A 25,317-nucleotide genomic window follows, 5' to 3' on the forward strand; every position below is an offset into this window, starting at 1 on the left:
GACGTCAGGGCTTGAACGGATAGGCCGCGGCGTGCTGGGTGCCCCGCCTTCGCGGGGCACGACATCTCATTTGAGATGCGACGTGCGCACCCTCGCCGCTAATTCTGCACCCGCACGCCCAGCATCATCACCGTCGACGCCGAGCTCTGTCCCGGCTGATTCGAATCCAGCCAGTTCCGGCTCAGCGTGCCCTTGATCCAGAGGCTGCGGGTCAGCTTGTAGATCAGGTCGCCCGACAACGCGTAGATCTTGTCGGTGCGGTTGTCGCCCTGGTAATCGAGCGTGCCGTAGGTGAACTTGCCGATGCCGGTCAGCCAGCGGCGGAAGTCGTGATCGACCTCGACGGTGTAGGTGCGCGACAGCACGCCCGAGGTGCCGGGCAGCGTGGTCTCGCCGATCTGGGTGTCGGAATAGAATTTGGCCGTGGTTAGCGGCGTAGCGGTCCAGGTCAGCGAGGCCGTGGTGAGCAGGCCTTCGAGTCGGCTAAGCCGCGGGTCGACATAGTCGCGCATGGCATAGCCGATCGAGATCTCACCGAACAACAGCCGGGTGAACTCGAACGACGTACCGACCTTGGCATAACCGCCCGACGAATTGCGCGCGTAACCGTTGCGGTCGAGATAGAGATCATGGAAGCGGCTGTCGCCCTCGACTTCGACAAAGGGCTTCACGGCCGGATTGAGCTCATAGCTGACGCGGCCGACGCCGCCATATTGGGTGAAGTTGCGATCGTCGTTCGACGACGAGGTGCCGTCGGTGAGCTTCGACCATTGGTAGTCGGTGCGGTCGACCGTGCCGCCGAGCGAGACCTGCATGCGGTTGAAATGCTGGTCGATGCCGAAGGTGCCGCCGACCGTGGTGTAGATCGGATATCTGGCGAGGCCGGCCTGCACGTTCGGGCTGCCGGGATTGTCGGTCGAGACCAGCAGGCGGGCCTGTCCCAGCAGATGCGTGTCCTTGGTGACGTCGAGACGGCCGTCGATATGGCCGGTGAAATTCGGACGGTCGATGTCGAGCGGCGCCGACAGCGGCGTGCCGTCGGCGTTCGGCGTCAGCCCGGAGCCATAGCCGTTGAAGGAGCCGCGCAAATCGGCGACGACGGCGTGACGCTCCCAGTCGGAGACCGCGAGGAATTCCGGCGCGACCATGTAGAACGCCCTGCCCTGCGGCGAGTAGAGCCGACCAGGGTTGGTGTCGTAGCCGGCCATCACCTCGACCGCGGTCTTGACCATGAACGAGCCGGCATAATCGCCGACCGCGCCGAACGGATCGTCGTCGATCTTGAGCCGCTTGCGCGGCGGCTGGCCGACGATGGTGCCGGCCATCGCCGGCGGCAGCGGCGTCTTGTTGGCGGTCTCCGAGGGCGGGATCGACAGTCGCAGCTGCCCGGTGGCGTTCAATGGCGCCGGCGTCGGCTGCGGCGAGCCGGGTCCGGCCGGCGGCTTCGGCCTGGCCTGGCCGGGATAATATTTCGGCTTCTGGCGTTTGCGGTTGAGCGAGTCATAGCCCGACGTCGCGGCGCCGTTCGCCGCGGGGAGCCCGTAGGTCGGGACCTGTCCGATCCGCGTCGTCGACGTCGATGTCGATGAAGACGAAGAGGAACGGCGATCGCGATCGGCGTCGGGTAGCTTCAGACCGTTGAGCGGATCCATCGCGTCCGCCGTGGTCCGGCGCAGCGGCGAATCCTGTGTGATCACCTGGCTCTGGCGATTGGCGCTGAACAGATCGGGCGTCACGGTCTGGGCCGCGGCGAACCCGGTGGTCACGGTCAGCGCCAGAGCGGTCACGGCCGGACATGGCAAAACCGCGCGGACGAGGCGTCCACGCCGGTCTGGGCCGCTTGCTGGCCGCCGCAACACGATGGAAAAACTCCAACGAATTCACATACTTGTCGGACGCACTCCACCGGGCGGCGGAAAACGTCGTTAATGGAGTTAAAACAATTATGGTTAATGAGCCGTTGAGGATCGGCTGCCGCGCGTCGCATCGCGGAATCGAACGTGCTAAGGGAGATGCCCGGGTGCAAAACCCCTCCCCTGGAATCCGAAATGGCCAAACCGAAACCGCTGATGACCAAATCATCCGGCCCCGATGACGGCGCCGTTCAATCGGCGCTCCGCACCCTCGATGCCGAAGCAAGCGGCGTCGCAGCCCTGTCCGCGGCACTGAAGTCCGACCTCGGCGCGCCGTTCACCGCCGCGTCCGAGCTGATCGGCAAGGCCAAGGGACGGCTGATCGTCACCGGGCTCGGCAAGTCCGGCCATATCGGGCGCAAGATCGCCGCGACCTTTGCCTCGACAGGCACCCCGGCGTTCTTCGTGCACGCCGCCGAAGCGAGCCATGGCGACCTCGGCATGATCACGATCGATGACGTGATCCTGGCGCTGTCGTGGTCCGGCGAGCAGCCGGAGATGCGCAACCTGATCGCCTATGCCGCGCGCTTCGGCATTCCGCTGATCGCGATGACGGCCGACAAGGATTCGACGCTGAGCAAGGCCGCCGACGTGCAGCTGACGCTGCCGAAGGCCCGCGAGGCCTGCCCGCACAATCTGGCGCCGACCACCTCCTCGCTGATGATGCTGGCGCTCGGCGATGCGCTGGCGATCGCGCTGCTCGAGGGCCGCGGCTTCACCTCGACCGATTTCAGCGTGCTGCATCCGGGCGGCAAGCTCGGCGCGCTGCTGAAATATGCCCGCGACCTGATGCATGGCGGCGACGCGCTGCCGCTGAAGCCGCTCGGCACCAAGATGTCGGATGCGCTGGTCGAGATGACCTCCAAGGGTTTTGGCTGCGTCGGCATCGTCGACCGCCACGACCATCTCGTCGGCATCGTCACCGACGGCGATCTGCGCCGGCAGATGCGCCCCGACCTTTTGACGCTGTCGGTCGACGAGGTCATGACCAGGACGCCGAAGACGATCAGCCGCGATACGCTGGCCGGCGAAGTGCTGGAATTGCTCAACGCCTCGAAGATCACGACGCTGATCGTGACCGACGCCAAGAAGCCGGTCGGCATCATCCATCTGCACGATCTGCTGCGGGCGGGTGTGGCGTAATTCACTCGGTCATTCCGGGGCACACGAAGCGTGAACCTCAGATGCGCAATTGCGCACCATAGTTCGATGCTTTCGCATCGCCCCGGAATGACAGCGGCTACCTCGGAAACCGCGCCGCGGTTTCCTCCAGCGGCAGGGCCAGCCGTTGGCGAGGTAGGAGACCGTGCGGTAGAAGCCGCACAGCAGGATGATCTCCAGGATCTGGTCCTCATCGTAATGCGCCGAGAGCGCCGCGAATTCCGTGTCATCCAGTGTCGCGCGGGCATGCAGCGCGTCGACCGCCGCGATCATCGCCTGCTCGGCCGGCGACCAGCAGCCGGCATCGGCCGCACCGCGCACGGTGGCGTGGACCTCCTGCTCCGTCAATTCGGCGGCCGTGCCGAACGCCGTGACGTGGACGCCCCATTCATATTCGCAGGCATTGAGTGCGCAGGTGCGGTCGATCACGATCTCCCGCGCCCTGAGCGACAACGGCCCGCGATCCAGCAGGCTGCCGCCGCGAAACTTCTCCCAGGCGCGCGGATGACCGGCCATCACGCGGAACAGCACCAGCGGTGGCTTGCCGCGCATGATGCGATCGAAATGCTGTTGAACGTCCGCCGGATAAGGCGGATCGAGCGGCGCGAGGCGTGACATGGGCTGATCCCGTTGCTACATTTAATGTAGCGATACGCTACAATATCTGTAGCGGCTCGCAAGAGAGATTCGACAGGAATTCGCGACATGCCGAAGCAGGGCCCAGTCACAAGACCCGCCGTCCGCGGCTCGCGGTCCGGCCGCCCGATCATGGCGCTGCTCGATCTCTTGGGACGGCGCTGGACCTTGCGCATCATCTGGGAGCTGCGCGAGGGCGCGCTGACCTCGCGCGCGCTGCGCACCGCCTGCGACGAGGCCTCGCCGACGATCCTGCAGACGCGATTGACCGAACTGCGCGAGGCCGGCTTCGTCGAACTGACGGATGAGGGTTACGGGCTCACCGCGCTCGGCCGCGAGCTGTTCCAGACCTTCACGCCGCTCCACCGTTTCGCCGAGCGCTGGAGCAAGCGGGGAGGCAGCTAGATCTCAGTGACCGTCAGTGTGTAGCCCGCATGAGCGGAGCGATATGCGGGACCGGTTTACCCGGGTATCGCTGCGCTCACCCCGGGGCTACAGATGACTGGAGCAAGCGCGCCGCCGGCTAGACCGCAGCCACCGTCAGGCTCGCGCCGTCGGCGCGGACCACCTTGACCCGGCTGCCGGCGGGCGCATCGGGGCCGGCGACGCGCCACACCGTGTCGTCGATCCGCACCGTGCCCGATCCGTCGACGATCGGCTTCTCCAACGTGAATTCGCGGCCGACCAGGGCTTCGTTGCGGCGGTTGAGGAAGGGATTGGTCTTGCTGGCCGCCGTCGCGCCCTTCGCGAAATGCCGCCATGCCGGCACCGCCAACGCGGCGAACACTGCGAACATCAAGAGCTGTATCTGCCAGGACGACGTGAAGGCGAACGACAGCAGGCCGACGAGAAGCGCCGCGAGCCCGAGCCAGAACAGGAATACTCCGGGCGCCGCGAGCTCCAGCGCCATCAGGATGAAGCCGAAGATCAGCCAGTTCCAGGTACCCAATGTCGAAAACATCTCGGCCATGACGTGACCTCTACCATTGCGGGCGCGACGCCGTCACGCCCTCACCGCTGCGGCGGCACCGGCGGTGGCACCGGTGGCCCGGCCGGCGGCACCGAACCGCCACGCCGTGCTGCGGCCGTGGCGGACGCCGCACTTTCGCCGAAGGTGGCGCGGGCGATCTCGCCGATGCCGGCCAGCGAACCCAGCACGCTCGAGGTCTCGATCGGCAGCATCAGGACCTTCTGGTTCGGCGACTCCGCAAGCTGGCCGAACGCCTTGATGTACTTGTCGGCGATGAAATAGTTCAGCGCGGCGACGTCGCCCTTGGCGATCGATTCCGACACCATCTGGGTCGCCTTGGCCTCGGCCTCGGCGAGCCGCTCGCGCGCCTCGGCGTCGCGGAAGGCGGCCTCGCGGCGGCCCTCAGCCTGCAGGATCTGGCCCTGCTTGGCGCCCTCGGCGCGCAGGATTTCGGATTGCCGCTGGCCCTCGGCCTGCAAAATGTCGGCGCGCTTGACGCGCTCGGCCTTCATCTGCCGGCCCATCGCCTCGACGAGGTCCGCCGGCGGCACGATGTCCTTGATTTCGATGCGGTTGACCTTGACGCCCCAGGGCGATACCGCGGCGTCGACCACACGCAGCAGCCGCTCGTTGATCTCGTCACGATGCGACAGCACCTGGTCGAGATCCATCGAGCCCATCACCGAGCGGATGTTGGTCATGGTCAGGACGGTGATCGCCTGGTTGAGATTGGCAACCTCGTAGCTCGCCTTGGCGGCATCGAACACCTGGTAGAACGCGACGCCGTCCACGGTCACGGTGGCGTTGTCCTTGGTGATCACCTCCTGCTCGGGAATGTCGATCACCTGCTCCATCATGTTGATCTTGCGCCCGATGCGGTCGAAATAGGGCACGATCAAATTGAGGCCGGGCGACAGCGTGCGGGTGTATTTGCCGAACCGCTCGATGGTCCAGTCAAAACCCTGCGGAACGGTCTTGATCCCGGCGAACAGCGTAACGATGACGAGAAGAACAAACGCGATCGCGAAGACGTCGAAGCCAGTCATAAATTCCTCCAAGGCCGGCGAGACCGTCGCCAGTCACGGTCGTGCATTGGTCGGCAGGACCACTCCGCCGGTTCAGCCGGCTGTTGTTCTCCCTAGCACATAGGAAGCTGCTGTCGGATGACCAGATGCCAACGAATGCCCGTGCCCGGTGTCACGGATCGTTAACAATCAAATCCAGCCTTGTTAGATCCAGCCTTGCAGCTCGCGCAGCACGAGCTGGCGGATCACGTCCATGCCGCCGTCGCTGTCGTTGAGGCAGGGGATCGCCGCGAACTGCTCGCCGCCATTGTGCCGGAAGATCTCGGCATTCTCCTGCGCGATCTCCTCCAGCGTCTCCAGGCAATCGGCGGAGAAGCCGGGCGTGACCACGGCAATGCGCCGCACGCCGTCCCTGGCCAGCTTCTCGACCGTCTTGTCGGTATAGGGCTGCAGCCACTCGGCCTTGCCGAAGCGCGACTGGAAGGTGAGGATCAGCCCGTTGGCATCGAGCCCGAGCCGCTTGCGCAGCGCGTTGGTCGTGGCGATGCATTGCGCCTGATACGGATCGCCTTTGTCGACGTATTCCTTCGGCATGCCGTGGAATGACGCGACGATGATCTCGGGCTGGAACGGCAATGTCGCAAGATGCGCATTGATCGAGACCGCGAGCGCCTCGATGTAGTCGGGATCGTCGTAGTAGGGCGGCGTCACCCGAAGGATCGGCTGCGCGCGCATGCCGGCCAGCACGCGAAACGCCTCGTCGCAGACCGTCGCCGACGTCGCGGCGGAATATTGCGGATAGAGCGGCACCACCAGCAGCCGGCCGCAGCCCTGCGCCGCCAGCGCCTCGATGCGCTCCTTGATCGAGGGGTTGCCGTAGCGCATCGCCCAGTCGACCACGACGTGATCGTGATCGGCGATCGCTTCCGCCAGCTTGTCGGCCTGCGAGCGCGTGATGGTCTTCAGCGGCGACTCGTTCTTCTCGGTGTTCCAGATCTTCAGATAGTCGCGCGCCTTGCGGGCCGGCCGGACGCGGAGGATGATGCCGTTGAGGATCAGCTTCCAGAGCAGGCCTTGATCCTCGATCACCCGCGGATCGGACAGAAACTCCTTGAGATAGACCCGCACGCCGGCGGCATCGGCCGTATCGGGCGTGCCGAGATTGACCAGCAGCACGCCGACGCGTTCCGGCTTCGGCGCCGCGGCAGGCTTCGCGCTCTCGAAGGGGATCACCGTGCTCATGATGGCCTTGCGCTTGATATCCTTCGCCTGGGGGCTTTGGGCTTCGCGCGTTGCTCCAACCTTGTCAAGCCGAGTGCGGGTTGGCTACGTTCCCGTGCGGAATAAGGGGGAACCATGACGATCGCCGAATGGTGCGTCTTCGGGACGCTGATGCTCTCGCTGCTGACGATCGTGTCGGTGAAGTGGGCCGGCTTCCGCAGCTTCGACAATGCCAGGCCGCGCGATCCCGACTTTTACGACGATCCGATCCGCTCGCGGGCGCTCGGCGCGCACCAGAACGGCATCGAGGCCTTCCCGTTCTTCGCCTTCGCCGTGCTGCTCGCCGAATTCCGCGTCGGCCCGCTGCGGCTGATCGACGAGCTCGCGGTGCTGTTCCTGATCGTGCGGATCGCCTACGTCTTCACCTATATCGGCAACCGCCCGACGCTGCGCTCGATCCTCTGGAGCATCGGTTTCGCGATCAACATCGCGATCTTCCTGCTGCCGTCGATCAGGGGCTATCTGACGAGTTGAGCCAGTTTCTTCCCCCTCTCCCCGTTCTTACGCCGTTCTTACGGGGAGAGGGCTGGGGTGAGGGGCCGTCTCCGCAAATTCGATTGAAGGCAGCGTGCGGAGACCCCCTCACCCGAAATTTGCGCACGCGAATTTCGACCTCTCCCCGCAAGCGGGGAGAGGTGACTTCAAAGGCACGTCGCCCGTTCGGCCGCGACGTAGCCGAACAGCAGCCCGAGCCCGAACAGCAGCACGAGGCCAGCGGCAGCGAATTCCAGGCCGCGCATGATGACCATGCCGCCGCCGTCGCGCGCCGCGCTCAGCCGCTCGGCCACGCCGCGCGCCGACACCGCGACCAGCGCGATCGCCGCCACCGTGATGGCGGTGCCGAGCCCCATCACGAAGGTCGCGGCAATGCCGGCCCAGAACAGGCCCTGCGCCAGTGCGAACACCAGCACCAGGATCGCGCCCGAGCAGGGCCGGATCCCGACCGTAAGGATCGCACCTAAGCCGCGCCGCCAGCCACCAGGACCGGCAAGCTCGGCCGGCGTCGGCCCGTGCGAATGGCCGCAATGCTCGTCATGGACGTGCTGCGCGTCATGCCCGTGATCGTGGCCATGGTCATGATGATGCTCGTGATCGTCATGCGCGTGACGATGATGGTGATCATGGCCGTGATCACGGTGGTCGTGATCGTGCTGATGCGCGCCGGCCATCGCCAGCGCCGGGCGCGGCATCTGCAGCGCGCGGAAGAAGCCGCCGCCCTTGACCCACACCAGTCGGGCGCCGAACGCCGCGATCAGCGCGTAGCTTGCGATCTCGATCGCCTTCTCCGCCCCGCACATGGTCTTCGCGGTCGCGTTGAGCAGCCAGGCACAGATGCCCACGATGAGAACGGCGACCACCGACTGCATCAGCGCCGAGGCGAACGACAGCACGATGCCGCGCCGCGCGGTCTCGCGGTTGGCGACCATGTAGGAGGAAATCACCGCCTTGCCGTGGCCGGGGCCGGCGGCATGGAAAATCCCGTAAGCAAAGGAGATCGCGAGCAGCGTCCAGACCGCCGAGCCGTCGGATTTCGCGGCACGGATGGTCTGGGAGATCTCGCGGTAAAACTCCGACTGCTTCGCCAGCAGCCAGCCGACCAGCCCGCCCTGCGGCTCTGCCGCGCGCGGCGCACCGAACGGATTTTGCGCCAGCAACGCATGAACGGCGCCGTCGAGCAGCGCAAAGACCGCCAGCACGGCGGCGGATACGGCGAGGCCGCGCATCACGCGGGAGGCGATCGGCGTCATGGGCACTCCACCGAGACCTTGTTGGCGAACATCATGCCGAAATTGCCGTTGCCGCCGTCGAGAAAGGTTTGCTCGCCGAGCTTCTGCGCGGCGGCGGTGCCGTCACTATTCGGCCGTTCGAACTGCATCTTGCAGTTCGCCGCGGCGCCGACCAGCTTGACCGGCTCCTTCTCGGTATACTGGAAGTCGATGAAATAGGTCGGGTCGAACACTTCGAGCGAGAGCTGCCTGGCCTTGAACGGCGTCTTCACCGGCAAGGTGAAGTGCAGCGTCAGCGCCGAATCCTTGTATTCGAGGAAATAGTCGACCGGCTCGGTGAACTTCTGCTTCTTGCCGTCGCCCTTGGCGAAGGTGAAGTAGGCGTATTCCTTCAGCGACTCGACATTGGTCTGCGCCAGCGGCGCCAGCTCCTCGCGGCTGTAGGCGCCCTTCACCTTGGTCTCGATGCCTTGCAGCGCGTAGGTCGAGAACATGTCATCAAACGTCCAGGCGTGGCGGACTCCGGTGATGGTGCCGTCGGGCGCGTAGATCAGCTCGCTCTTGGCAACGATCCAGACATGCGGATGGGCCTCGGCGGCCGCCGTGCAGAGCACGACGGACACCGCAAGCACGAGCCAGCCGATCAGCCGATTCAATGACGGCCGCACCTCAGGCCGCCTCAGGCGTTTCGAGCAGGCCACGGCGGCGCAGCAGCGCGTCCGGCTCGGGCTCGCGGCCGCGGAAGGCGACATAGGCCTCCTCCGGATCGCGCGAGCCGCCCGACGAATAGATGTCGTCATGCAGCCGCTTGGCGGTCGCGGGATCGAAGATGTCACCGGCCTCCTCGAAGGCGCCGAACGCGTCGGCGTCCATCACCTCCGACCACATGTAGCTGTAATAGCCCGACGCATAATGGTCGCCGGAGAAGATATGGCCGAACTGGGTCGGCCGGTGCCGCAGCGATATCTCGGCGGGCATGCCGATCTTCTCCAGCTCCTTCTGTTCGAAGGCGCGGACGTCCCAGCTCGCCGCCGCCGGCTGGGTGTGGAATTCGAGGTCGACCAGCGCCGAGGAGACGAACTCCACGGTAGCGAAGCCCTGGTTGAACTTGCGCGCGGCAAGGAAGCGCGTGAGCAGGTCATCCGGCAGCGCCTCGCCGGTCTGGTAGTGGCGGGCGAAGCGCTGCAGCACCTCGGGCCGCTCCTGCCAGTGCTCGTAGAGCTGCGAGGGCAGCTCGACGAAGTCGGTGAACACGCTGGTTCCGGACAGCGACGGATAGGTCACGTTGGACAGCATGCCGTGCAGGCCATGGCCGAACTCGTGGAACAGGGTCCGCGCGTCGTCGGGCGACAGCAGCGACGGCGCGCCGTCGGCGCCCTTGGCGAAGTTGCATACATTGATGACCAGCGGCGCGACGCCGCCGTCAAGCTTCTGCTGGTCGCGCAGCGAGGTCATCCAGGCGCCGGAGCGCTTCGAGGGCCGCGCGAAGTAGTCGCCGTAGAACAGTGCCTTGTGCTGGCCGTCGCGGCCCTTGACCTCCCAGACCCGGACGTCCGGATGCCACACCGGAATATCCTTGCGCTCCTCGAAGGTGACGCCGAACAGACGGGTAGCGCAGTCGAACGCGGCCTCGATCATGTGGTCGAGCACCAGATAGGGCTTGATCGCGGAATCGTCGAAATTGGCGCGACGCTGGCGCAGCTTTTCGGCGTAGTAGCGCCAGTCCCAGGACGCGAGGGCGAAATTGCCGCCCTCCTCCGCGATCAGTGCCTGCAGCGCGTCGCGGTCGGCGAGCGCCCGCGCCCGTGCCGGCTTCCAGACCCGTTCCAAGAGGCCGCGCACCGCCTCCGGCGTCTTCGCCATGGAATCCTCGAGGCGGTAGGCGGCGTAGGTCGGGAAGCCCAGGATCTTCGCGGTCTCCTCGCGGAGCCTGAGGATCTCCACGATGGTCGCGTTGTTGTCGTTGGCGTTGCCGTTGTCGCCGCGGGCCGTGAAGGCCTTGTAGACCTTCTCGCGCAGGTCGCGCCGCGACGAGTTCTGCAGGAACGGCTCGACCGAGGAGCGCGACAGCGTCACGATCGCCTTGCCGGGCATGCCGCGCTCTTCCGCCGCAGCCTTGGCAGCCGCCACAAATGTGTCGGAGAGGCCGGCGCGGTCGTCCTCGCCGAGCTCCATGGACCACTCCTGCTCGTCGCCGAGCAGATGGTGGCTGAACGAGGTGCCGAGATGGGCGAGACGCTCGTTGATCTCGGCCATGCGGGCCTTCGCCACATCGTCGAGGCCGGCGCCGGAGCGGCGGAAGCGGGTGTAGGTGCGCTCCAGCAGCCGCATTTGCTCGCCGGTCAGGCCGAGGGAGGCGCGCTTCTCGTGCAGCATGGCGATGCGGCCAAACAGCACAGCGTTCATCATGATCGGATTCCAGTGCCGCGCCATCCGGGGCGACACCTCCTTGTCGATCTCCAGGATCGCCGGGCTCGAATGCGCCGAGACCAGGTCGTAGAACACCGCCGAGACCTTCGACAGCAGCTTGCCGGAGCGCTCCAGCGCGGTGATGGTGTTGTCGAAGTCGGGCAGCGACGGATCATGGGTGATCGCAGCCACTTCCGCGGAATGATCGGCGAAGGCCTGCTCGAAGGCGGGCAGGAAATGCTCCGGCTTGATCTCGGCGAAGGGCGGCGTCTCGAGCGGCGTCTGCCATGCCTTCAGAAGGGGGTTGGCGTGAGCGTCTGCGCTGGTTCCTGACATCGAATGTCCCGTTTTTCGCCTTGAAAATGCTGCCCAATCTATATCACGCGATACGGCATTTTTGGGCCTTTTGCGCTTGATAGATGGGCACTTTTCGGAGAGATTGCGCCCCCTGAACAGGACCTATTCCATGACCATGCAGCCCTCCACCTCAGGCAACCGCACCATCGCCTGGCCGAGCGTCATCACCGTGATCTCGGCGGCGATCCTGATCGGCGCGGAAGTGTTCGGCGCGGCGTTCGCCGGCGGCTGGGCGCTCGCGATCCTGCTCGGGCTCGACGACGTCGCCGCGCACATCCTGCAGGCGGTGCTGTTCGGCATCGGCGTCCTGATCATGATCGCCTTCATCCGCGCAGCTCAACGCGTCGAGCCGTTCACGCGTCGCGCGTGAGCTTGAGCGATTCAAGAAAGCACTGCGGCACAAGGCCAAAACGCACACACGCTTCGTTAGTCATTCTTAACAGCCGTTCATCCTCAGCGCGTCCGACGCGTGCTCCGCGCGACATCGCAAGCACGCGTTAGGGAAATTTGTCGCTATCGCAAAAAAATTCTTGCGCCACGAAGTCAAAAGACTTATTTCCTGCCTTGCCCAATTTCGCACGTGCCTGTGGTCGTGTGTCAGTCGGTAGGTATCCGGACAAGAGGCCGGACAGCCGCCAAGGGGTGGAAGAACCGAGGGTCGCTTACGTCCATCAGGACACGAGGCGGCCAGCATCTCTCTCCAGGGATGCCGCGTTGAAGGTCTCACCACTCTTTGCAACCGTGACTGGCAGCCGGAGGCGAACCGGCGCACCCCGCTCTCAACGGGGGACGCGACTTAAAGCAACGACGGATCGGGCTTTTTTGGTCTCTACCGGCGGTCCAACGCCGGCCCGGGCTACTGAAAAGGCTTGTCCTTCATTGCCAGGTGATCGGGCGGGAAACTCTCCCAACCAATCCACGGCAGCACAGTCTGGTTTGAGTCTCTTGGCCTCAACGCGCCTCCATCGCGCGATGTGGCCGAAGCGCTCTCACCCGACGTCACGTTGATGCGGATCCCGTCGCTGGGGCCGTTGGAGAGTGCCATGACTGAACGTATCCAGGAATTCCTGCGCAACCGCCGTCAGGATGGTCTCGACACCGAGCCGTGCCTCGTCGTCGACCTCGAAGTCGTGCGCGACAACTACCAGACCTTCGCGAAGGCGCTGCCGGACAGCCGCGTGTTCTACGCGGTGAAGGCCAATCCTGCGCCCGAAGTGCTGTCGCTGCTGGCCTCGCTCGGCTCCTGCTTCGACACCGCGACCGTCGCGGAGATCGAGATGGCGCTGGCCGCCGGTGCGACGCCGGACCGCATCTCCTATGGTAACACGATCAAGAAGGAGCGCGACATCGCGCGTGCCTTCGCACTCGGCATTCGCCTGTTCGCGGTCGACTGTGCCGCCGAGGTCAAGAAGGTCGCTCGTGCCGCCCCCGGCGCCAAGGTGTTCTGCCGAATCCTCTATGACTGCGCCGGCGCCGAGTGGCCGCTGTCGCGCAAGTTCGGCTGCGACCCGGAGATGGCGGTCGAGGTGCTCGACCTCGCCAAGCGCCTGGGTCTGGAGCCGTGCGGCATCTCGTTCCATGTCGGCTCGCAGCAGCGCAAGGTGAAGGCATGGGACCGCGCGCTCGCGATGGCGTCGACCGTGTTCCGTGACTGCGCCGAGCGCGGGATCAACCTCACCATGGTCAACATGGGCGGCGGCTTCCCGACCAAGTACCTCAAGGACGTTCCGCCGGTCCTGCAATATGGCCGGTCGATCTTCCGCGCGCTGCGCAAGCATTTCGGCAACCAGATCCCGGAGACGATCATCGAGCCGGGCCGCGGCATGGTCGGCAATGCCGGAATCATCGAGACCGAAGTCGTTCTGATCTCGAAGAAGAGCGACGAGGACGAGGTGCGCTGGGTTTATCTCGACATCGGCAAGTTCGGCGGTCTCGCCGAGACGATGGACGAGTCGATCCGCTACGCCATCCGCACCCCGCATGACGGGGCGGACATGACGCCGTGCGTGCTCGCGGGCCCGACCTGCGACAGCGCCGACGTGCTGTACGAGAAGCTGCCGTATCCGCTTCCGGTGACGCTCGAGATCGGCGACAAGCTGCTGATCGAAGGCACCGGCGCCTATACGTCGACCTACTCGTCGGTGGCGTTCAACGGCATTCCGCCGCTGAAGACCTACCACATCTGACTCGCCTCCTTTTCGAGGCCCGATAAACCGGGAGCCGGCCCCGCCGGCTCCTCCCCGATCATTTTTGATTTTCCTGAACGACGCTTGCCGCGGCGTACGACATGCCGTTGCAAGCGGGGACTGACGTGCCATGACTGCAAAACGGAACACCCCCGTTGCCCTCATCCGAGATGCCGCCCCGTTCGCGATCCGTGCGGAGCGTGGCTCGGACGTCGTCGCACGCGAAGCGCTGCTGGATGCCTGCTTTGGCTGTAATCGCCATACGCGCACCTGCCAGCGCCTGCGCGACGGACGCGCGCCCGCCGAAGGCCTGAGCCTTGCGGCCGTGCGCCAGGACGGCCGGGTGGTTGGAACCGTGCGGTTGTGGCACGTCAGCGCGGGGGGCCGCAGCGCGCTGATGCTGGGGCCGCTGGCAGTCGACGACGACTGCCGCGGCCTCGGCGTCGGCGCCGCGCTGATGCAGCGTGCGCTGGCGGTCGCTAAGGCGCGCGGCCACGGCGCCGTGATCCTGCTTGGCGATGCGCCCTACTACGCCCGCTTCGGCTTCACCGCCGCCAAAACCGGCGAGCTGTCGCTGCCTGGCACGTTCGAGCGCGAGCGGCTGCTCGGCCTCGAGCTTGTCGCCGGCGCGCTGGACGGCGCCTGGGGCATGATCACGCCGACCGGCGCGCCGCTGCCCGAGGCCAAGGCATCGCGGACGCGATCCCGGAGCCGGAAGGCACCGCTCGCCGTGCCGCACGCGGCGTAAGGCGGGCCGCCATGTCGGAGCACCTTCCCATCACCGATGGCGCGCGCCCGCGTTGGCGCGGCCTCGTCACCACGGTCATGCTGATCCTGATCTCGGTGATGATCGTCAGGGATATCCTGGTCCGGCGCTGGACCGGCACGCCGCCGTCGCCGCCGGACACCACGCTGCAGTCCCGCTAACGCCGGCCGCGCCAGGCCTGAACCAAGGGGTTGCGCGGGCGCCGAAAATGCCCGTAAACCCCGCGCAAAGCCATTTCAGTCGAGGTTCAACATGTCCCGCCGCCTGATTTCCACCGGCTCGCCCTTTGAGAAGACCGCCGGCTACAGCCGTGCCGTGATCGACGGCGACTTCGCCTTCGTCGCGGGAACCACCGGCTATGACTACGCCACGATGACCATGCCATCAGATGTCACGAGCCAGTCACGGAACTGCTTCAAGACCATTGAGGCCGCCCTCAAGGAGGGAGGCTTTGCGATGGCCGACATCGTGCGCGCGACCTACTACCTCACCGATGCCCGTGACGTGGATGCCCATTTCGCGGTCTGCGGCGAGGTCCTCGGCGACATCCGCCCGGCCGCAACGATGCTGATCGTCGCGGGGCTCTACAAGCCCGAGATGAAGGTCGAGATCGAAGTCACCGCGAAGCGTCGCAACCCCTGATCCACTCTATCCGCCGCTAGGCACTCTCCTGGAGAAAATGATGAGCCCCGCCTCGCAGATCTACGCGAAGATCACAGGTCCCATTGTCATGATCGGCTTCGGCTCGATCGGCAAAGGCACGCTGCCTTTGATCGAGCGGCATCTCGACTACGACAAGTCGCGCGTCACCGTGATCGACCCCAAGGACGAGGGCCGCAAGGCGCATTGCGAGAAGCACAACGTCAAATTCATCCAGAAGGCCGTGACCAAGGACAATTATCGCGACCTGCTGAGCCCGCTGCTCACCGAAGGCGGCGGCCAGAGCTTTTGCGTCAATCTGTCGGTCGATACCGGCTCGACCGACATCATGGAGCTGTGCAACGAACTCGGCGCTCTCTATATCGACACCGTCAACGAGCCCTGGCTCGGCTTCTATTTCGATTCCTCGAAGGGCCCGGAAGCGCGCTCCAATTACGCGCTTCGCGAAGTGACGCTGGCGGCCAAGAAGGCGCGCCCCGCGGGCTCGACGACGGCCGTCTCCTGCTGCGGCGCCAATCCCGGCATGGTCTCATTCTTCGTCAAGCAGGCTCTGCTCAATGTCGCCGCCGATCTGAAGCTCAATGCCCCGAAGCCGAAGACCAAGGCCGAATGGGCGGACTTGATGCGGCAGGCCGGCGTGAAGGGCATCCACATCGCTGAACGCGACACCCAGCGCTCCAAGTCGCCGAAAGAGCCTGATGTCTTCGTCAACACCTGGTCGGTGGAAGGTTTCCTGTCGGAAGGCGTGCAGCCGTCCGAACTCGGCTGGGGCACCCATGAGAAATGGATGCCCGAGAATGCGCACACCCACGAAGCCGGCTGCGGCGCCGCCATCTATCTGATGCAGCCCGGCGCCAACACGCGCGTGCGCACCTGGTGCCCGACCCGCGGCGCGCAGTATGGCTTCCTCGTCACCCACAACGAGTCGATCTCGATCGCCGATTACTTCACGGTGCGTGACGCATCGGGCACGGCGATCTATCGGCCGACCTGCCACTATGCCTATCACCCGGCCGACGACGCCGTACTGTCGCTGCATGAAATGTTCGGCCGCGCAGCGAAGATGCAGGAAAAGCACCATATCCTCGACGAGAACGAGATCGTCGACGGCATCGACGAGCTCGGCGTGCTGCTGTTCGGCCACGACAACAATGCCTACTGGTACGGCTCGCAGCTCTCCATCGAGGAGACTCGCAAGCTCGCGCCCTATCAGAACGCCACCGGCCTGCAAGTGACCTCCGCCGTGCTCGGCGGCATGGTGTGGGCGCTGGAAAACCCGAACGAAGGCATCGTCGAGGCCGACGAGATGGACTTCGATCGTCTCTTGGAAATCCAGCTGCCGTATCTCGGCCCGGTGAAGGGTTTCTACACCGACTGGACCCCTCTGACGGATCGTCCGGGACTGTTTCCGGAAGACATCGACACCAGCGATCCCTGGCAGTTCAAGAATATTCTGGTGCGCTGACCCGAACGGTCATCCCGGGGTGCGCGCTTAGGCGCGCAGACCCGGGATCTCGAAATCGTTGCGCGAGATTCTCAGGTGCGCGAGTGCGCACCATGGTTCATCGCCGACGCGATGCCCCGGAATGACTTCGTCATCTCGCCATGTAGTCGAACGCGACCGAGCCGAGGCCGAGGGTCAGGTCCGCCTTGAAATGCAGCGCCGAGACCACCTCGCGCACCGGCAGGCGGGCGACGTCGCACAGCGCGTGTGGAAACAGGCCGAGCGCGGCGGGGCCGGTCCAGGCCTCCTTCAGCGTGATGTCTTCCAGATGAAACCGCACCAGCTCGCAGATCCGCGGGCTGCCGTCGACATGCGGGATGATCTTCAGAATGAAGTTCGGCGCCGTCATCGACTTCAAGACGGTGTCGTGGTCGACCTTGCGATGCTTGTAGCCCATGGTGGCGGAGGCGCAGAGCACCGAGCCGTAATGCAGCGAGCCGACCAGCACATCGCTCTCGACCTCGATCCTGGGCTTTGCCAGCTTCTTCGGAAATCCCCACAGCTCGCGGCCGCCGGCGATCGGGCCTTCATCGTCGAGATACATCGCGTGGGTGTAGGCGCCCTCCTCACCCCTGAAGCGAACCGGGATCACCTGCCCGGTCTCGGTGTAGTCGCCGAAGCCGGTCGAGTCCGGCATGCGGATGAACTCGTACTTCACCACCGGCTCGGCGACCTCGAGCGGCTCCGGCACCACGGCGGCGAGCGCTTCCGGGTCGGTCTTGTAGGTGATGATGAAATATTCGCGGTCGAAGAACCGGTAGGGCCCCGGCGGAAACGACGGGTTGGTGAGCGGCATCGAATAGGCGGTGCGCCGGATATCCTCGATCTTCATGGCAGGCCCCATCTGTCGTTGGCGAGACGACGGATTATGGGGTGCGCGGGCGGTGGAGGCGAGACCGTATAATCGGCAGCGTCCGTCAAATCCGCGTCACAATGCGGGCCGCGGTGCGCTTACTTTTTCTCGATCGGCGGCGCGGTCTTCTCCGCGGGCGCGGGCGGCAGCACCGGCTTGGCGCCGGCCTTCCGTGCCTCATCGTCGGGACGCGCGGGCTGCGGCGCCGGCGTGGTCGGCCGCTCGCCGCCCGGCTTCGACTCGGCCGGCGGCGCCGTCTTCTGCGGCTCGGGCGTCGGCGTCGGTTGCAGCGGCTGGGTCGCCTGCGCGATCTCTTGCGGCGGGGCGGCATTGATCGCGTGCAGCGAAAGCACCGCGATCGCAACGCCCGCCGCCACCAGCGTCGAGGCGATCAGCATGTCGATTCGCAACCTGGTCCGATCCACAGCCATCTCGTTCACCTGCGCCTTGTCCGCGGGGTCAACGATCCCGCCACGGCATGGTTCCGAAGCGGCGCCTGCGGGAACCTCGGCTCAATCCGTGGTGCTGACCTCCCAGGTCGCGTGCCGCACGCCGGGCTGATGCTGCAGGTCGACCACCACGGCGTTCAGCTCGTTGGGCTCGACCGCGGTCGAGACCAGCGTCGCCACGATCTCGAGGAAGTCGTCACCGGCCTCGACCACGTCGACATCGGCGACCGGATAGTTCGCTGCCTCCAGCTTCTCGACCAGGCGGTCGCGCATGTCGGGCAATGCCTCGGGGGTAACCGCGAGCTTGAAGTAATAGGTCGCCTCCGAGGCCTTCTCGTTCAGCGGGATGCGGTTGATCGCGTTGACCAGCGGACGCAGCAGCGTGTTGCCGGCGATCACGAACACGGTCAGCGCCGCCGCCTGCGCCACGAGGTCGGCACCCGCGCAGGAGCCGACCGCGGCCGAGGCCCACAGCGTGGCCGCGGTGTTGAGGCCGCGCACATCCATGCCCTGCTTCATGATGACGCCGGCGCCGAGGAAGCCGATCCCCGACACCACATAGGCGATCACCCGCACCGCGCCGTCGGCGCCGGCCAGATGCATCGCGAGGTCGACGAAGGCGGCAGCGCCGACCGCGACCAGCACATTGGTGCGCAGACCCGCGGTGCGCTGCCGGTACTGCCGCTCGGCACCGATCAGGGTGCCGAGCACGAAGGCCGTGGTCAGGCTGACCAGCGTGTCGATGAAGTCGGCGAGCTGGAACGTGGTGAGAAATCGCATGACGCTGCGGCCCCGGCGCGAGCTTCGTCTTTTGACGCGTTTTCTTCACGCGAACCGATACCCACTTCGCTCGAAAACGCTTCGTCTGCCGCGATCTCTTACATTTCCACGATGCCCGCGTCACCATCTTCCGTGCCGAAGGCGAGCAGCGTGCCCTTGGCATTCCATCCGAGCGCCGACACCGCCGTGCCGGCGTTTCTGCGCACCAGGATCTCGGCGCCGTCCTCGAGCCGGACCATCAGCACGGTGCCGTCGGCATAGCCGACCGCCATGATGTCGTTCTTCGGATGGCAGGCGACCACGGCGACCCGCGCCGGCATCGGCGCCAGCATCGCCGGCTCCTTGCCCATCGGGCCGTCCTTGCTGGTGAACGGCCAGACGATCACGGTATCGGCGCCCGAGGTCGCGAGCCCCTTGCCGCCGACGCTCCATGACATCGAGCGCACGCGGCCGGGATAGCCGCTCATCCGCATATGCCGGTTGTCGGCGAGCCGCCAGCCATGCATCGCGGGCTCGTGCATCGCGGTGACGAGGAATTTGTTATCCGGGCTGAACATGACGGCGAGATGCGAGCCGGCCCATTCCAGAAACTCCGGATTGGCCGCCATGTTGGGAAACCACAAGGTCACGCCGTTGTAATGCGCGATCGCAAGCCGCAGGCCCTTCGGCGCAAAAGCAAGCCCGCCGACGGTCGACGGCACCTCGAAGGTCTTCTCTTCGCCCTTGGGATTGCGCACGAACGCGGTCTTGCCCGCCGACCACGCCAGCGTGCCGTCGCCATGCAGCGCGACATTGTCGATCCAGCGCCGCTTGGCGTCGGTCGCAATGACAGAGGTCTCGCCCTTGGCGTCGATCGCGATCAGCTTGCCGTCGTCACCGCCGGTGACGAGCCGCTTGCCGTCGGAGGCGGCGCACAGGATGGCGCCGAAATGCGTCTCCATCCGTGTGATCTCGCCGTCGGCGGTCGCGATCGCAACACCCTCCTCGGCGCCGACGAAGAACGCGCGGTCGCCGAGGAAATGCACCGAGCCCACGGCCGCGCCGAGCGGCAGCGGCTTGACGCGGTCGGTGATCGAAACGATGGAAGAAGGGGCCTCGCCCGGATCGAACTCTTTCATCACGTGGTGATGCACTGCTCGAAGCCGTCGCGGATCGCCTGCTCGGGCAGTTCGCGACCGATGAACACGACGCGGCTCTCGCGCTTCTCGCCGTCCTTCCATTTCCGCTGATGGTCGCCCTCCAGCATCATGTGGACGCCCTGGAACACGTAGCGATCGTCATCGCCGGTGAAGGCGAGGATGCCCTTCGAGCGCAGGATCTTCTGACCCTCGGTGGCGACGAGCTGCTGCAGCCAGGGCATGAACTTGGTCGGATCGAGCGGCTTCTCGGAGCGCAGCGACAGCGATTGCATGTCCTCGTCGTGATAATGCTTCAACCCGCCATGGCCGTGGTCGTGATCATGGTGGTGGTGATTATGGTCATGGTGATGACCGTGGTCATGGTCGTGATCGTCGCCGGCCTCGAGGAAATCCGGCTCGATCTCCAGGATGCGGTCGAGATCGAACGCGCCGCGCTCCAGCACGTCGGTCAGCCCGACCTGGCAACGCTCGGTGCGGTGCAGCTTGGCATAGGGATTGATGCCGCGGATGCGGGCTTCGACCTCGGCGAGCTCGGGCTTGGAGACCAGGTCGGTCTTGTTCAGCACGATGACGTCGGCGAACGCGATCTGGTTCTTGGCTTCCGGCGCGTCCTTGAGGCGGTCGCTCAGCCATTTGGCATCGGCGACGGTCACGACGGCATCGAGCCGGGCGTTCTTCTGCACGTCCTCGTCGACGAAGAAGGTCTGCGCGACCGGCGCGGGATCGGCAAGGCCGGTGGTCTCGACGATGATGGCGTCGAACTTGCCCTTGCGCTTCATCAGGCCGTCCATGATGCGGACGAGGTCGCCGCGCACGGTGCAGCAGACGCAGCCATTGTTCATCTCGAACACTTCCTCATCGGCGCCGATGATGAGGTCGTTGTCGATGCCGATCTCGCCGAATTCATTGACGATGACGGCGTATTTCTTGCCGTGGTTTTCCGACAGGATGCGGTTCAACAGCGTGGTCTTGCCGGCGCCGAGATAGCCCGTCAGCACGGTCACAGGAATTTTTTGCGAAGCTTCAGCCATAACAACTCCGAAGGAACTTGGGGCCGCGCTCAATCCCGGCAGGGAGGGCTCCTGCCCTAGTCGGCGAGCGCGCTGGTCAGGGCCTTTATATTGTGCCTGACCATATCAATGTAAGTGGGTGCATCGCCCTTTTCGGCCGTCAAACCGTCCGAATACAGGGTGCCGCCGACCCGGGCGCCGGTCTCGGCCGCGATCCGTTCGATCAGGCGGGGATCGCTGATATTTTCGAGAAAAACTGCCGGAATTTTCGCAACCTTGATCTGGGCGATGATCGCGGCGATATCGCGCGCGCTGGGCTCGGAATCCGTGGACACGCTGAGCGGCGAGAAGAACGTGACGCCGTAGGCGTCGGCGAAATAACCGAAGGCGCCATGGGTCGAGATCACCTTGCGCCGCGCCTCCGGCACTTTCGCCACCGCCTCGTGCACCTCGCGGTCGAGCGCCTCGAGCTTGGCCAGATAGGCGTCGGCATTGGCCTTGAAGTTGGCTGCCTGGTCCGGGGCCGCGGCGATCAGCCCGTCGCGAATATTGACGACGTAGATCTTCGCATTGGCCACGGATTGCCAGGCATGCGGATCGTCATGGCCGCCCATCTTCCGCGGCATGATCCCCTTGGTCGCCACCGCGACCGGCGCCTTGCTGCCCGAGGCCTGCAGCAGCCGCGGCATCCAGCCCTCGAAGCCGAGGCCGTTGATGACCACGAGCTTGGCGTCGGCAACCTTCCTGGCGTCCGCCGGCGTCGGCGCGTAGACATGCGCATCGCCGTCGGGCCCGACCAGCGCCGTCACGTCGACATTAGTGCCGCCGACATTGCGCACCATGTCGGCGAGGATCGAGAAGCTCGCGACGACATTGATGCGCTCGGCGGCGCGCGCCGGTCCGCTCGCCAGCAGCAGCGCCAGACCAATCAAACCGAACAATCGCCGCATCGTACTCACGCCTCGAGATGGCGGCCGGGAAACAGCTGCCGCACCAGGCCGCTGACATTGCCGAACAGCAGCGACACAATATAGAGCCCCGCCGCGACCAGGATGATCGCGGGGCCGGATGGAATCCGGGTCTGGTACGACAGCACCAGCCCGGCATAGCCCGACAGCATCGCGCTCGCCACCGCGATGCAGATCATGGTGGTGATGTCGCGCGACCAGAACCGCGCAATGCCCGCGGGCAGGATCATCAGTCCGACGCCGAGCAACGTGCCGAGCGCGTGGAAGCCGTTGACGAGGTTGACCACGACCAGGGCGAGGAAAGCTAGATGCGCCGGCGCGCCGGCCCGGCTCACGGTGCGCAGGAATACCGGATCGACGCATTCGATCACCAGCGGGCGATAGATCACCGCGAGCACCAAGAGCGTGAGGGTGGCGTTGAACGCGATCACCAGCAGCGTTTGGTCGTCCATCGCCAGGATGTTGCCGAACAGCACGTGCAGCAGGTCGATATTGGTGCCCTTGATCGAAACAATCGTGACGCCAAGCGCGAGCGAGACCAGATAGAAGGTCGCAAGCGAGGCGTCCTCCTTCAATTCGGTGGTGCGGGCGACGAGGCCGGCGAGCAGCGCCACGGCAAAGCCCGCGATCAGGCCGCCGGTCGTCATCGCGAACAGGTTGAGCCCGGACAGCAGGAAGCCGATCGCCGCCCCCGGCAGGATCGCATGCGCCATGGCGTCGCCGACCAGGCTCATCCGCCGCAGCATCAGGAACACGCCGATCGGCGCACCGCCGAGCGACAGCGCGATCACCGCCGCCAACGCGCGGCGCATGAACTCGAATTCGGTGAAGGGCGTGACCAGCGCGTCGGATAGCATCGGCGTCAGGCGGCCCGCGAGCGTGGGTCGGCGGCGCAGGCCGCGGCGCTGTCGTCGAACGCCTCGCACATCCGCATTGCGACCATCAGATTGTCCGCAGTCAGCGCCTCGGCGGTCGGTCCCCATTCGACCGGGCCGCGCGCCAGCAGCAGCGTCTCCGGGAAATTGTTGCGCACCATGTCGAGGTCGTGCAGCGCCGCCAGCACGGTGCGCCCCTCGCCGTTCCAGCGCTTCACCAGCGCCAGCAGGTCGGCGGTGGTCTTGGCATCGATGGCGTTGAACGGCTCGTCGAGCACGATCAGGCGGGCGTCCTGCAACAGCACGCGCGCGAACAGCATGCGCTGGGTCTGACCGCCGGACAGCGTGCCGATCGGGCGGTTCTCGAAACCATTGAGCCCGACCGCGGCGAGCGCCGCCAGGATCTTCTCGCGCGCGGCCTTGCCGATGCCGCCGAAGAACCCGGTCGAGCGCCACAGCCCGGTGCCGACGAAGTCGAACACCGAGATCGGGAAGCTGCGGTCGATGTCGGCGGACTGCGGCAGATAGGCGATGTCGCGGTGATCCAGCCCGTCGAGATCGATCACGCCCGACAGCGGCTTGAGCACGCCGGCGATGCCGCGCAGCAGGGTCGACTTGCCGGCACCGTTCGGGCCGATCACGGCGAGCAGCGCACCGGCCTCGACGGCGCCATTGAGGTGATGCACCGCCGGGTGGCGGTCATAGCCGAGCGTGACGTCGCGGAAGGTAACAAGAGCAGCCACAGGTCTCACCTCATCGCCAGCCAGACGACAGCCCACAGGCAGGCGCTGACCGCCAGTGCCGCGAGCAGTCGGGCCGGCACGGGCATGCGCAGGATCGACCAGTGCGCGGCCTGCGCCGGATGCGCGTGCGGGGCGTGGCTGTGCCCGTGGGGATGGGCGTGGCCGTGATGGTTTTCCTCATGGGTGTGCGTATGCGCCATGGAATGACTGTTATATTATAACATAACGCGAGTCTACAAACGAGGAACTCATGGCCGACCCGCAAAACCGGGGGAGATTTGAGCCGCGCCGGCAGAGTGACGCCCCGGTCGACAGCTTTGCCGGAAACCTGCCTGGATGGGAACCGTTGGCTACCTGTGCCGGAGCAAAGGCGCACCCGTGCGCAGTTCTCTCCGCGTCGTCCTGGCGACGGCCGAGACAACGGCGAATCCGTGGTGCAGATTGCGAGGCCCACCTGCGCGCCTCAAATTCAGCGTCGTCCCGGCACAGGCCGGGACCCATACGCCGTGGCGCGTGTTGTTGATGGGACTTGTTGTTCCAACGGTGCGTAACAATCGGCTTTTGTGGTTATGGGTCCCGGCCTTCGCCGGGACGACGCTAATTGTGCGGTGCCGCGCGTAAGGCAAACTTCAGAGGCAGCCTTTATGCGACCAGCACATAGACCAGCATGGCAGCGGTGATCGCCATCCAGACGAGCGAGAGACGGAAATACAGCAGGTCCCAATTCATGGGCGCGAGCGTACACGCCGGCGCTGACGCCAACCTTTCACCAGGTTAAGGCATTGCGGATTTATTAACTAAGCACGCCAGCGACATGGATCGGTGGTTGGCACGCCGGAAGACACAGCTCCGGCCCTCAGTTTATGAACATGGCAATCGCCACGAGGATGACCGGGCTTAGCCCCATCAGCACGACAAACACGCTGTAAAGTAGGTTGCCCATAACGCCGCCCTACGTTGGACGGGGAAGCTATGCCGGGAGGAACTCGGCAAGCCAGTGCAGTTTGTGCCAGCGGTGTTCGAGCTTTGGGAATTACCGAGTTATCTCAGGGGCCTAGCTGGACACCCCCGTAACACTACGGGGGCGACACAGCTCAGGCAGAGAAAAGGGCGACGAGCGCCACCACCGCCAAAGCGGTAGCGACGCACCCTGCGATCATGACCCAGTCCTGACGCTTCGCCATGCCGGACACGCTCACCCGGCCAGCGCAGGTCGCGTTGACCTAGGTCAACCGGCCAAAATCATTCATCGCCCGTCGAGGCATCACGCAACGCAGCGCCCTCACGCCTCGCGCGCGTAACTCTTCAACCTTGCCTCGAGCACCGCGATCACCTGGTCGCGGACCGGATCGCGGGAGCCTTTCAGCCAGGCGGCGGCGAGCGGCAGGCGGCCGGCGCTGCTCCCACGCTTCAGGCGGAGCGGCACAAAGCGGACGCCGGGGATCGCCATCCGCGCGGTCCAGCGCGGCACGATGGCAACGCCAAGCCGCGCTGCGACCATGTTGACGATGGTCTGCTTCTCGTCGGCGATCTCCTGGATGCGCGGCGTCAGCCCGGCCTCGTCGAACAGTTTTGTCGTCAGATCGTGGCTGTGCGGCCGCGAGCGGCGCTCCGGCACGATCAGGGGCTGATCCGCGATGTCGGGCAGCACGATCTGCTTGCGCCGCGCCAGCGCATGCTTGTGCGACAGCGCCACCACGGCGGTCTCCTGCAGCAGCGGGACAAACTCGATGCGGCGGTCGGGCCGCTCCGGCGGGCGCACGAAGGCGAGGTCGAGCGCGCCCGACAATAGCTTCGGCAGCAGCCGGATGGTCTTCTCCTCGAGCAGCTGCACCGCGACGTCGGGATGGGCGGCGCGGACGTCGCGCAGCAGCGGCGGCAGCAGGCCGGCCGCCGCGCTGTCGA

General features: G+C 65.6%; 26 protein-coding genes and 1 pseudogene. 9 read left to right on the forward strand and 18 right to left on the reverse strand.

Annotated elements, in window-relative coordinates; all coding sequences use genetic code 11:
• Positions 1-98: 98 nt before the first annotated feature.
• On the reverse strand, positions 99-1,787 hold the full coding sequence (locus tag AKL29_RS19315; protein WP_152977660.1) for an outer membrane beta-barrel protein: 1,689 nt from the start codon (positions 1,785-1,787) through the stop codon (positions 99-101).
• A 261-nt stretch (positions 1,788-2,048) separates the two neighbouring features.
• On the opposite strand from AKL29_RS19315, the gene AKL29_RS19320 reads away from it, so the two are divergent.
• Entirely contained in the window at positions 2,049-3,056 is a 1,008-nt protein-coding gene (locus AKL29_RS19320; protein ID WP_028332874.1) for a KpsF/GutQ family sugar-phosphate isomerase, read from the forward strand.
• Positions 3,057-3,153: 97 nt separating this feature from the next.
• Here the strand turns inward: AKL29_RS19320 and AKL29_RS19325 are convergent.
• Positions 3,154-3,692: pseudogene (locus AKL29_RS19325) on the reverse strand (carboxymuconolactone decarboxylase family protein).
• An 87-nt stretch (positions 3,693-3,779) separates the two neighbouring features.
• On the opposite strand from AKL29_RS19325, the gene AKL29_RS19330 reads away from it, so the two are divergent.
• On the forward strand, positions 3,780-4,115 hold the full coding sequence (locus AKL29_RS19330) for a winged helix-turn-helix transcriptional regulator (RefSeq protein WP_050385219.1): 336 nt from the start codon (positions 3,780-3,782) through the stop codon (positions 4,113-4,115).
• Positions 4,116-4,233: 118 nt separating this feature from the next.
• On the opposite strand, the gene AKL29_RS19335 is transcribed toward AKL29_RS19330, so the two are convergent.
• From AKL29_RS19335 to hemH, 3 genes are all read right to left on the reverse strand, one after another.
• On the reverse strand, positions 4,234-4,680 hold the full coding sequence (locus tag AKL29_RS19335; protein ID WP_050385220.1) for an NfeD family protein: 447 nt from the start codon (positions 4,678-4,680) through the stop codon (positions 4,234-4,236).
• A 41-nt stretch (positions 4,681-4,721) separates the two neighbouring features.
• Positions 4,722-5,726, reverse strand: coding sequence for an SPFH domain-containing protein (locus tag AKL29_RS19340; protein ID WP_028332870.1), 1,005 nt, complete (start codon positions 5,724-5,726; stop codon positions 4,722-4,724).
• A gap of 183 nt (positions 5,727-5,909) precedes the next feature.
• Complete coding sequence (hemH, locus tag AKL29_RS19345) at positions 5,910-6,947, reverse strand: ferrochelatase (RefSeq protein WP_028332869.1); 1,038 nt, start codon at positions 6,945-6,947, stop codon at positions 5,910-5,912.
• Between the two features lie 114 nt (positions 6,948-7,061).
• Between hemH and AKL29_RS19350 the strand changes: the two genes are divergently transcribed.
• Positions 7,062-7,460 (forward strand): MAPEG family protein, encoded by a 399-nt coding sequence (locus AKL29_RS19350; RefSeq protein ID WP_050385221.1) that lies wholly within the window; start codon positions 7,062-7,064, stop codon positions 7,458-7,460.
• Positions 7,461-7,627: 167 nt separating this feature from the next.
• Here the strand turns inward: AKL29_RS19350 and AKL29_RS19355 are convergent, their stop codons facing one another.
• The 3 genes from AKL29_RS19355 to AKL29_RS19365 are packed head-to-tail and all read right to left on the reverse strand — an operon-like array spanning position 7,628 to position 11,458.
• Positions 7,628-8,734, reverse strand: a complete 1,107-nt coding sequence (locus AKL29_RS19355; protein ID WP_430648884.1) for a nickel/cobalt transporter — start codon at positions 8,732-8,734, stop codon at positions 7,628-7,630.
• On the reverse strand, positions 8,731-9,369 hold the full coding sequence (locus AKL29_RS19360) for a DUF1007 family protein (protein ID WP_050385223.1): 639 nt from the start codon (positions 9,367-9,369) through the stop codon (positions 8,731-8,733). Before AKL29_RS19360 ends, AKL29_RS19355 begins: the two co-directional genes overlap by 4 nt.
• 13 nt (positions 9,370-9,382) lie before the next feature.
• Positions 9,383-11,458: a M3 family metallopeptidase gene (locus AKL29_RS19365; protein WP_050385224.1), complete on the reverse strand. Its 2,076-nt coding sequence runs from the start codon at positions 11,456-11,458 to the stop codon at positions 9,383-9,385.
• A gap of 130 nt (positions 11,459-11,588) precedes the next feature.
• On the opposite strand from AKL29_RS19365, the gene AKL29_RS19370 reads away from it, so the two are divergent.
• From AKL29_RS19370 to AKL29_RS19390, 6 genes are all read left to right on the forward strand, one after another.
• Positions 11,589-11,849 (forward strand): hypothetical protein, encoded by a 261-nt coding sequence (locus AKL29_RS19370; RefSeq protein WP_028332864.1) that lies wholly within the window; start codon positions 11,589-11,591, stop codon positions 11,847-11,849.
• Between the two features lie 673 nt (positions 11,850-12,522).
• A complete protein-coding gene (locus tag AKL29_RS19375) occupies positions 12,523-13,665 on the forward strand; it encodes a type III PLP-dependent enzyme (RefSeq protein ID WP_028332862.1) in 1,143 nt (380 codons plus the stop codon).
• Positions 13,666-13,795: 130 nt separating this feature from the next.
• Positions 13,796-14,413: a GNAT family N-acetyltransferase gene (locus AKL29_RS19380; protein WP_028332861.1), complete on the forward strand. Its 618-nt coding sequence runs from the start codon at positions 13,796-13,798 to the stop codon at positions 14,411-14,413.
• Between the two features lie 11 nt (positions 14,414-14,424).
• Positions 14,425-14,592: a hypothetical protein gene (locus AKL29_RS43365; RefSeq protein ID WP_167350407.1), complete on the forward strand. Its 168-nt coding sequence runs from the start codon at positions 14,425-14,427 to the stop codon at positions 14,590-14,592.
• Between the two features lie 91 nt (positions 14,593-14,683).
• The gene (locus tag AKL29_RS19385; protein ID WP_028332860.1) at positions 14,684-15,073 is read left to right on the forward strand and encodes a RidA family protein; all 390 of its coding nucleotides are present in this window, start codon (positions 14,684-14,686) and stop codon (positions 15,071-15,073) included.
• A gap of 40 nt (positions 15,074-15,113) precedes the next feature.
• Complete coding sequence (locus tag AKL29_RS19390) at positions 15,114-16,556, forward strand: homospermidine synthase (protein WP_152977661.1); 1,443 nt, start codon at positions 15,114-15,116, stop codon at positions 16,554-16,556.
• A 130-nt stretch (positions 16,557-16,686) separates the two neighbouring features.
• Here the strand turns inward: AKL29_RS19390 and AKL29_RS19395 are convergent, their stop codons facing one another.
• From AKL29_RS19395 to AKL29_RS19440, 10 genes are all read right to left on the reverse strand, one after another.
• Positions 16,687-17,427 carry an acetoacetate decarboxylase gene (locus AKL29_RS19395; RefSeq protein WP_028332858.1) on the reverse strand — a complete coding sequence of 247 codons (741 nt, stop codon included), beginning with the start codon at positions 17,425-17,427 and terminating at the stop codon, positions 16,687-16,689.
• 119 nt (positions 17,428-17,546) lie between these two features.
• Positions 17,547-17,879, reverse strand: coding sequence for a hypothetical protein (locus tag AKL29_RS19400; RefSeq protein WP_028332857.1), 333 nt, complete (start codon positions 17,877-17,879; stop codon positions 17,547-17,549).
• Positions 17,880-17,960: 81 nt separating this feature from the next.
• Positions 17,961-18,677 (reverse strand): MgtC/SapB family protein, encoded by a 717-nt coding sequence (locus tag AKL29_RS19405; protein ID WP_018269700.1) that lies wholly within the window; start codon positions 18,675-18,677, stop codon positions 17,961-17,963.
• Between the two features lie 98 nt (positions 18,678-18,775).
• Entirely contained in the window at positions 18,776-19,795 is a 1,020-nt protein-coding gene (locus AKL29_RS19410; RefSeq protein ID WP_050385226.1) for a WD40 repeat domain-containing protein, read from the reverse strand.
• Positions 19,795-20,847 carry a CobW family GTP-binding protein gene (locus tag AKL29_RS19415; RefSeq protein ID WP_028332855.1) on the reverse strand — a complete coding sequence of 351 codons (1,053 nt, stop codon included), beginning with the start codon at positions 20,845-20,847 and terminating at the stop codon, positions 19,795-19,797. Before AKL29_RS19415 ends, AKL29_RS19410 begins: the two co-directional genes overlap by 1 nt.
• 56 nt (positions 20,848-20,903) lie before the next feature.
• Positions 20,904-21,776, reverse strand: coding sequence for a metal ABC transporter substrate-binding protein (locus tag AKL29_RS19420; RefSeq protein WP_050385227.1), 873 nt, complete (start codon positions 21,774-21,776; stop codon positions 20,904-20,906).
• A 5-nt stretch (positions 21,777-21,781) separates the two neighbouring features.
• Positions 21,782-22,651, reverse strand: coding sequence for a metal ABC transporter permease (locus AKL29_RS19425; protein ID WP_016842589.1), 870 nt, complete (start codon positions 22,649-22,651; stop codon positions 21,782-21,784).
• 5 nt (positions 22,652-22,656) lie between these two features.
• The gene (locus AKL29_RS19430) at positions 22,657-23,412 is read right to left on the reverse strand and encodes a metal ABC transporter ATP-binding protein (protein ID WP_028332852.1); all 756 of its coding nucleotides are present in this window, start codon (positions 23,410-23,412) and stop codon (positions 22,657-22,659) included.
• 5 nt (positions 23,413-23,417) lie between these two features.
• A complete protein-coding gene (locus AKL29_RS19435; RefSeq protein WP_028332851.1) occupies positions 23,418-23,612 on the reverse strand; it encodes a hypothetical protein in 195 nt (64 codons plus the stop codon).
• A gap of 1,082 nt (positions 23,613-24,694) precedes the next feature.
• Positions 24,695-25,317: LysR family substrate-binding domain-containing protein (locus tag AKL29_RS19440; protein WP_244482182.1), on the reverse strand; the 623-nt coding region annotated here is incomplete at its 5' end.

The organism is Bradyrhizobium pachyrhizi (genome assembly GCF_001189245.1).
Lineage (GTDB): Bacteria > Pseudomonadota > Alphaproteobacteria > Rhizobiales > Xanthobacteraceae > Bradyrhizobium > Bradyrhizobium pachyrhizi.

Coding starts and splice junctions, on each gene's coding strand:
- AKL29_RS19400 (WP_028332857.1), bottom strand. CDS start 17,879: ATGGCTGTGGATCGGACCAGGTTGCGAATCGACATGCTGATCGCCTCG.
- hemH (WP_028332869.1), bottom strand. CDS start 6,947: ATGAGCACGGTGATCCCCTTCGAGAGCGCGAAGCCTGCCGCGGCGCCG.
- AKL29_RS19425 (WP_016842589.1), bottom strand. CDS start 22,651: ATGCTATCCGACGCGCTGGTCACGCCCTTCACCGAATTCGAGTTCATG.
- AKL29_RS19385 (WP_028332860.1), top strand. CDS start 14,684: ATGTCCCGCCGCCTGATTTCCACCGGCTCGCCCTTTGAGAAGACCGCC.
- AKL29_RS19365 (WP_050385224.1), bottom strand. CDS start 11,458: ATGTCAGGAACCAGCGCAGACGCTCACGCCAACCCCCTTCTGAAGGCA.
- AKL29_RS19335 (WP_050385220.1), bottom strand. CDS start 4,680: ATGGCCGAGATGTTTTCGACATTGGGTACCTGGAACTGGCTGATCTTC.
- AKL29_RS19380 (WP_028332861.1), top strand. CDS start 13,796: ATGACTGCAAAACGGAACACCCCCGTTGCCCTCATCCGAGATGCCGCC.
- AKL29_RS19370 (WP_028332864.1), top strand. CDS start 11,589: ATGACCATGCAGCCCTCCACCTCAGGCAACCGCACCATCGCCTGGCCG.
- AKL29_RS19330 (WP_050385219.1), top strand. CDS start 3,780: ATGCCGAAGCAGGGCCCAGTCACAAGACCCGCCGTCCGCGGCTCGCGG.
- AKL29_RS19320 (WP_028332874.1), top strand. CDS start 2,049: ATGGCCAAACCGAAACCGCTGATGACCAAATCATCCGGCCCCGATGAC.
- AKL29_RS19405 (WP_018269700.1), bottom strand. CDS start 18,677: ATGCGATTTCTCACCACGTTCCAGCTCGCCGACTTCATCGACACGCTG.
- AKL29_RS19410 (WP_050385226.1), bottom strand. CDS start 19,795: ATGAAAGAGTTCGATCCGGGCGAGGCCCCTTCTTCCATCGTTTCGATC.
- AKL29_RS19420 (WP_050385227.1), bottom strand. CDS start 21,776: ATGCGGCGATTGTTCGGTTTGATTGGTCTGGCGCTGCTGCTGGCGAGC.
- AKL29_RS19340 (WP_028332870.1), bottom strand. CDS start 5,726: ATGACTGGCTTCGACGTCTTCGCGATCGCGTTTGTTCTTCTCGTCATC.
- AKL29_RS19435 (WP_028332851.1), bottom strand. CDS start 23,612: ATGGCGCATACGCACACCCATGAGGAAAACCATCACGGCCACGCCCAT.
- AKL29_RS19395 (WP_028332858.1), bottom strand. CDS start 17,427: ATGAAGATCGAGGATATCCGGCGCACCGCCTATTCGATGCCGCTCACC.
- AKL29_RS43365 (WP_167350407.1), top strand. CDS start 14,425: ATGTCGGAGCACCTTCCCATCACCGATGGCGCGCGCCCGCGTTGGCGC.
- AKL29_RS19355 (WP_430648884.1), bottom strand. CDS start 8,734: ATGACGCCGATCGCCTCCCGCGTGATGCGCGGCCTCGCCGTATCCGCC.
- AKL29_RS19350 (WP_050385221.1), top strand. CDS start 7,062: ATGACGATCGCCGAATGGTGCGTCTTCGGGACGCTGATGCTCTCGCTG.
- AKL29_RS19390 (WP_152977661.1), top strand. CDS start 15,114: ATGAGCCCCGCCTCGCAGATCTACGCGAAGATCACAGGTCCCATTGTC.
- AKL29_RS19415 (WP_028332855.1), bottom strand. CDS start 20,847: ATGGCTGAAGCTTCGCAAAAAATTCCTGTGACCGTGCTGACGGGCTAT.
- AKL29_RS19375 (WP_028332862.1), top strand. CDS start 12,523: ATGACTGAACGTATCCAGGAATTCCTGCGCAACCGCCGTCAGGATGGT.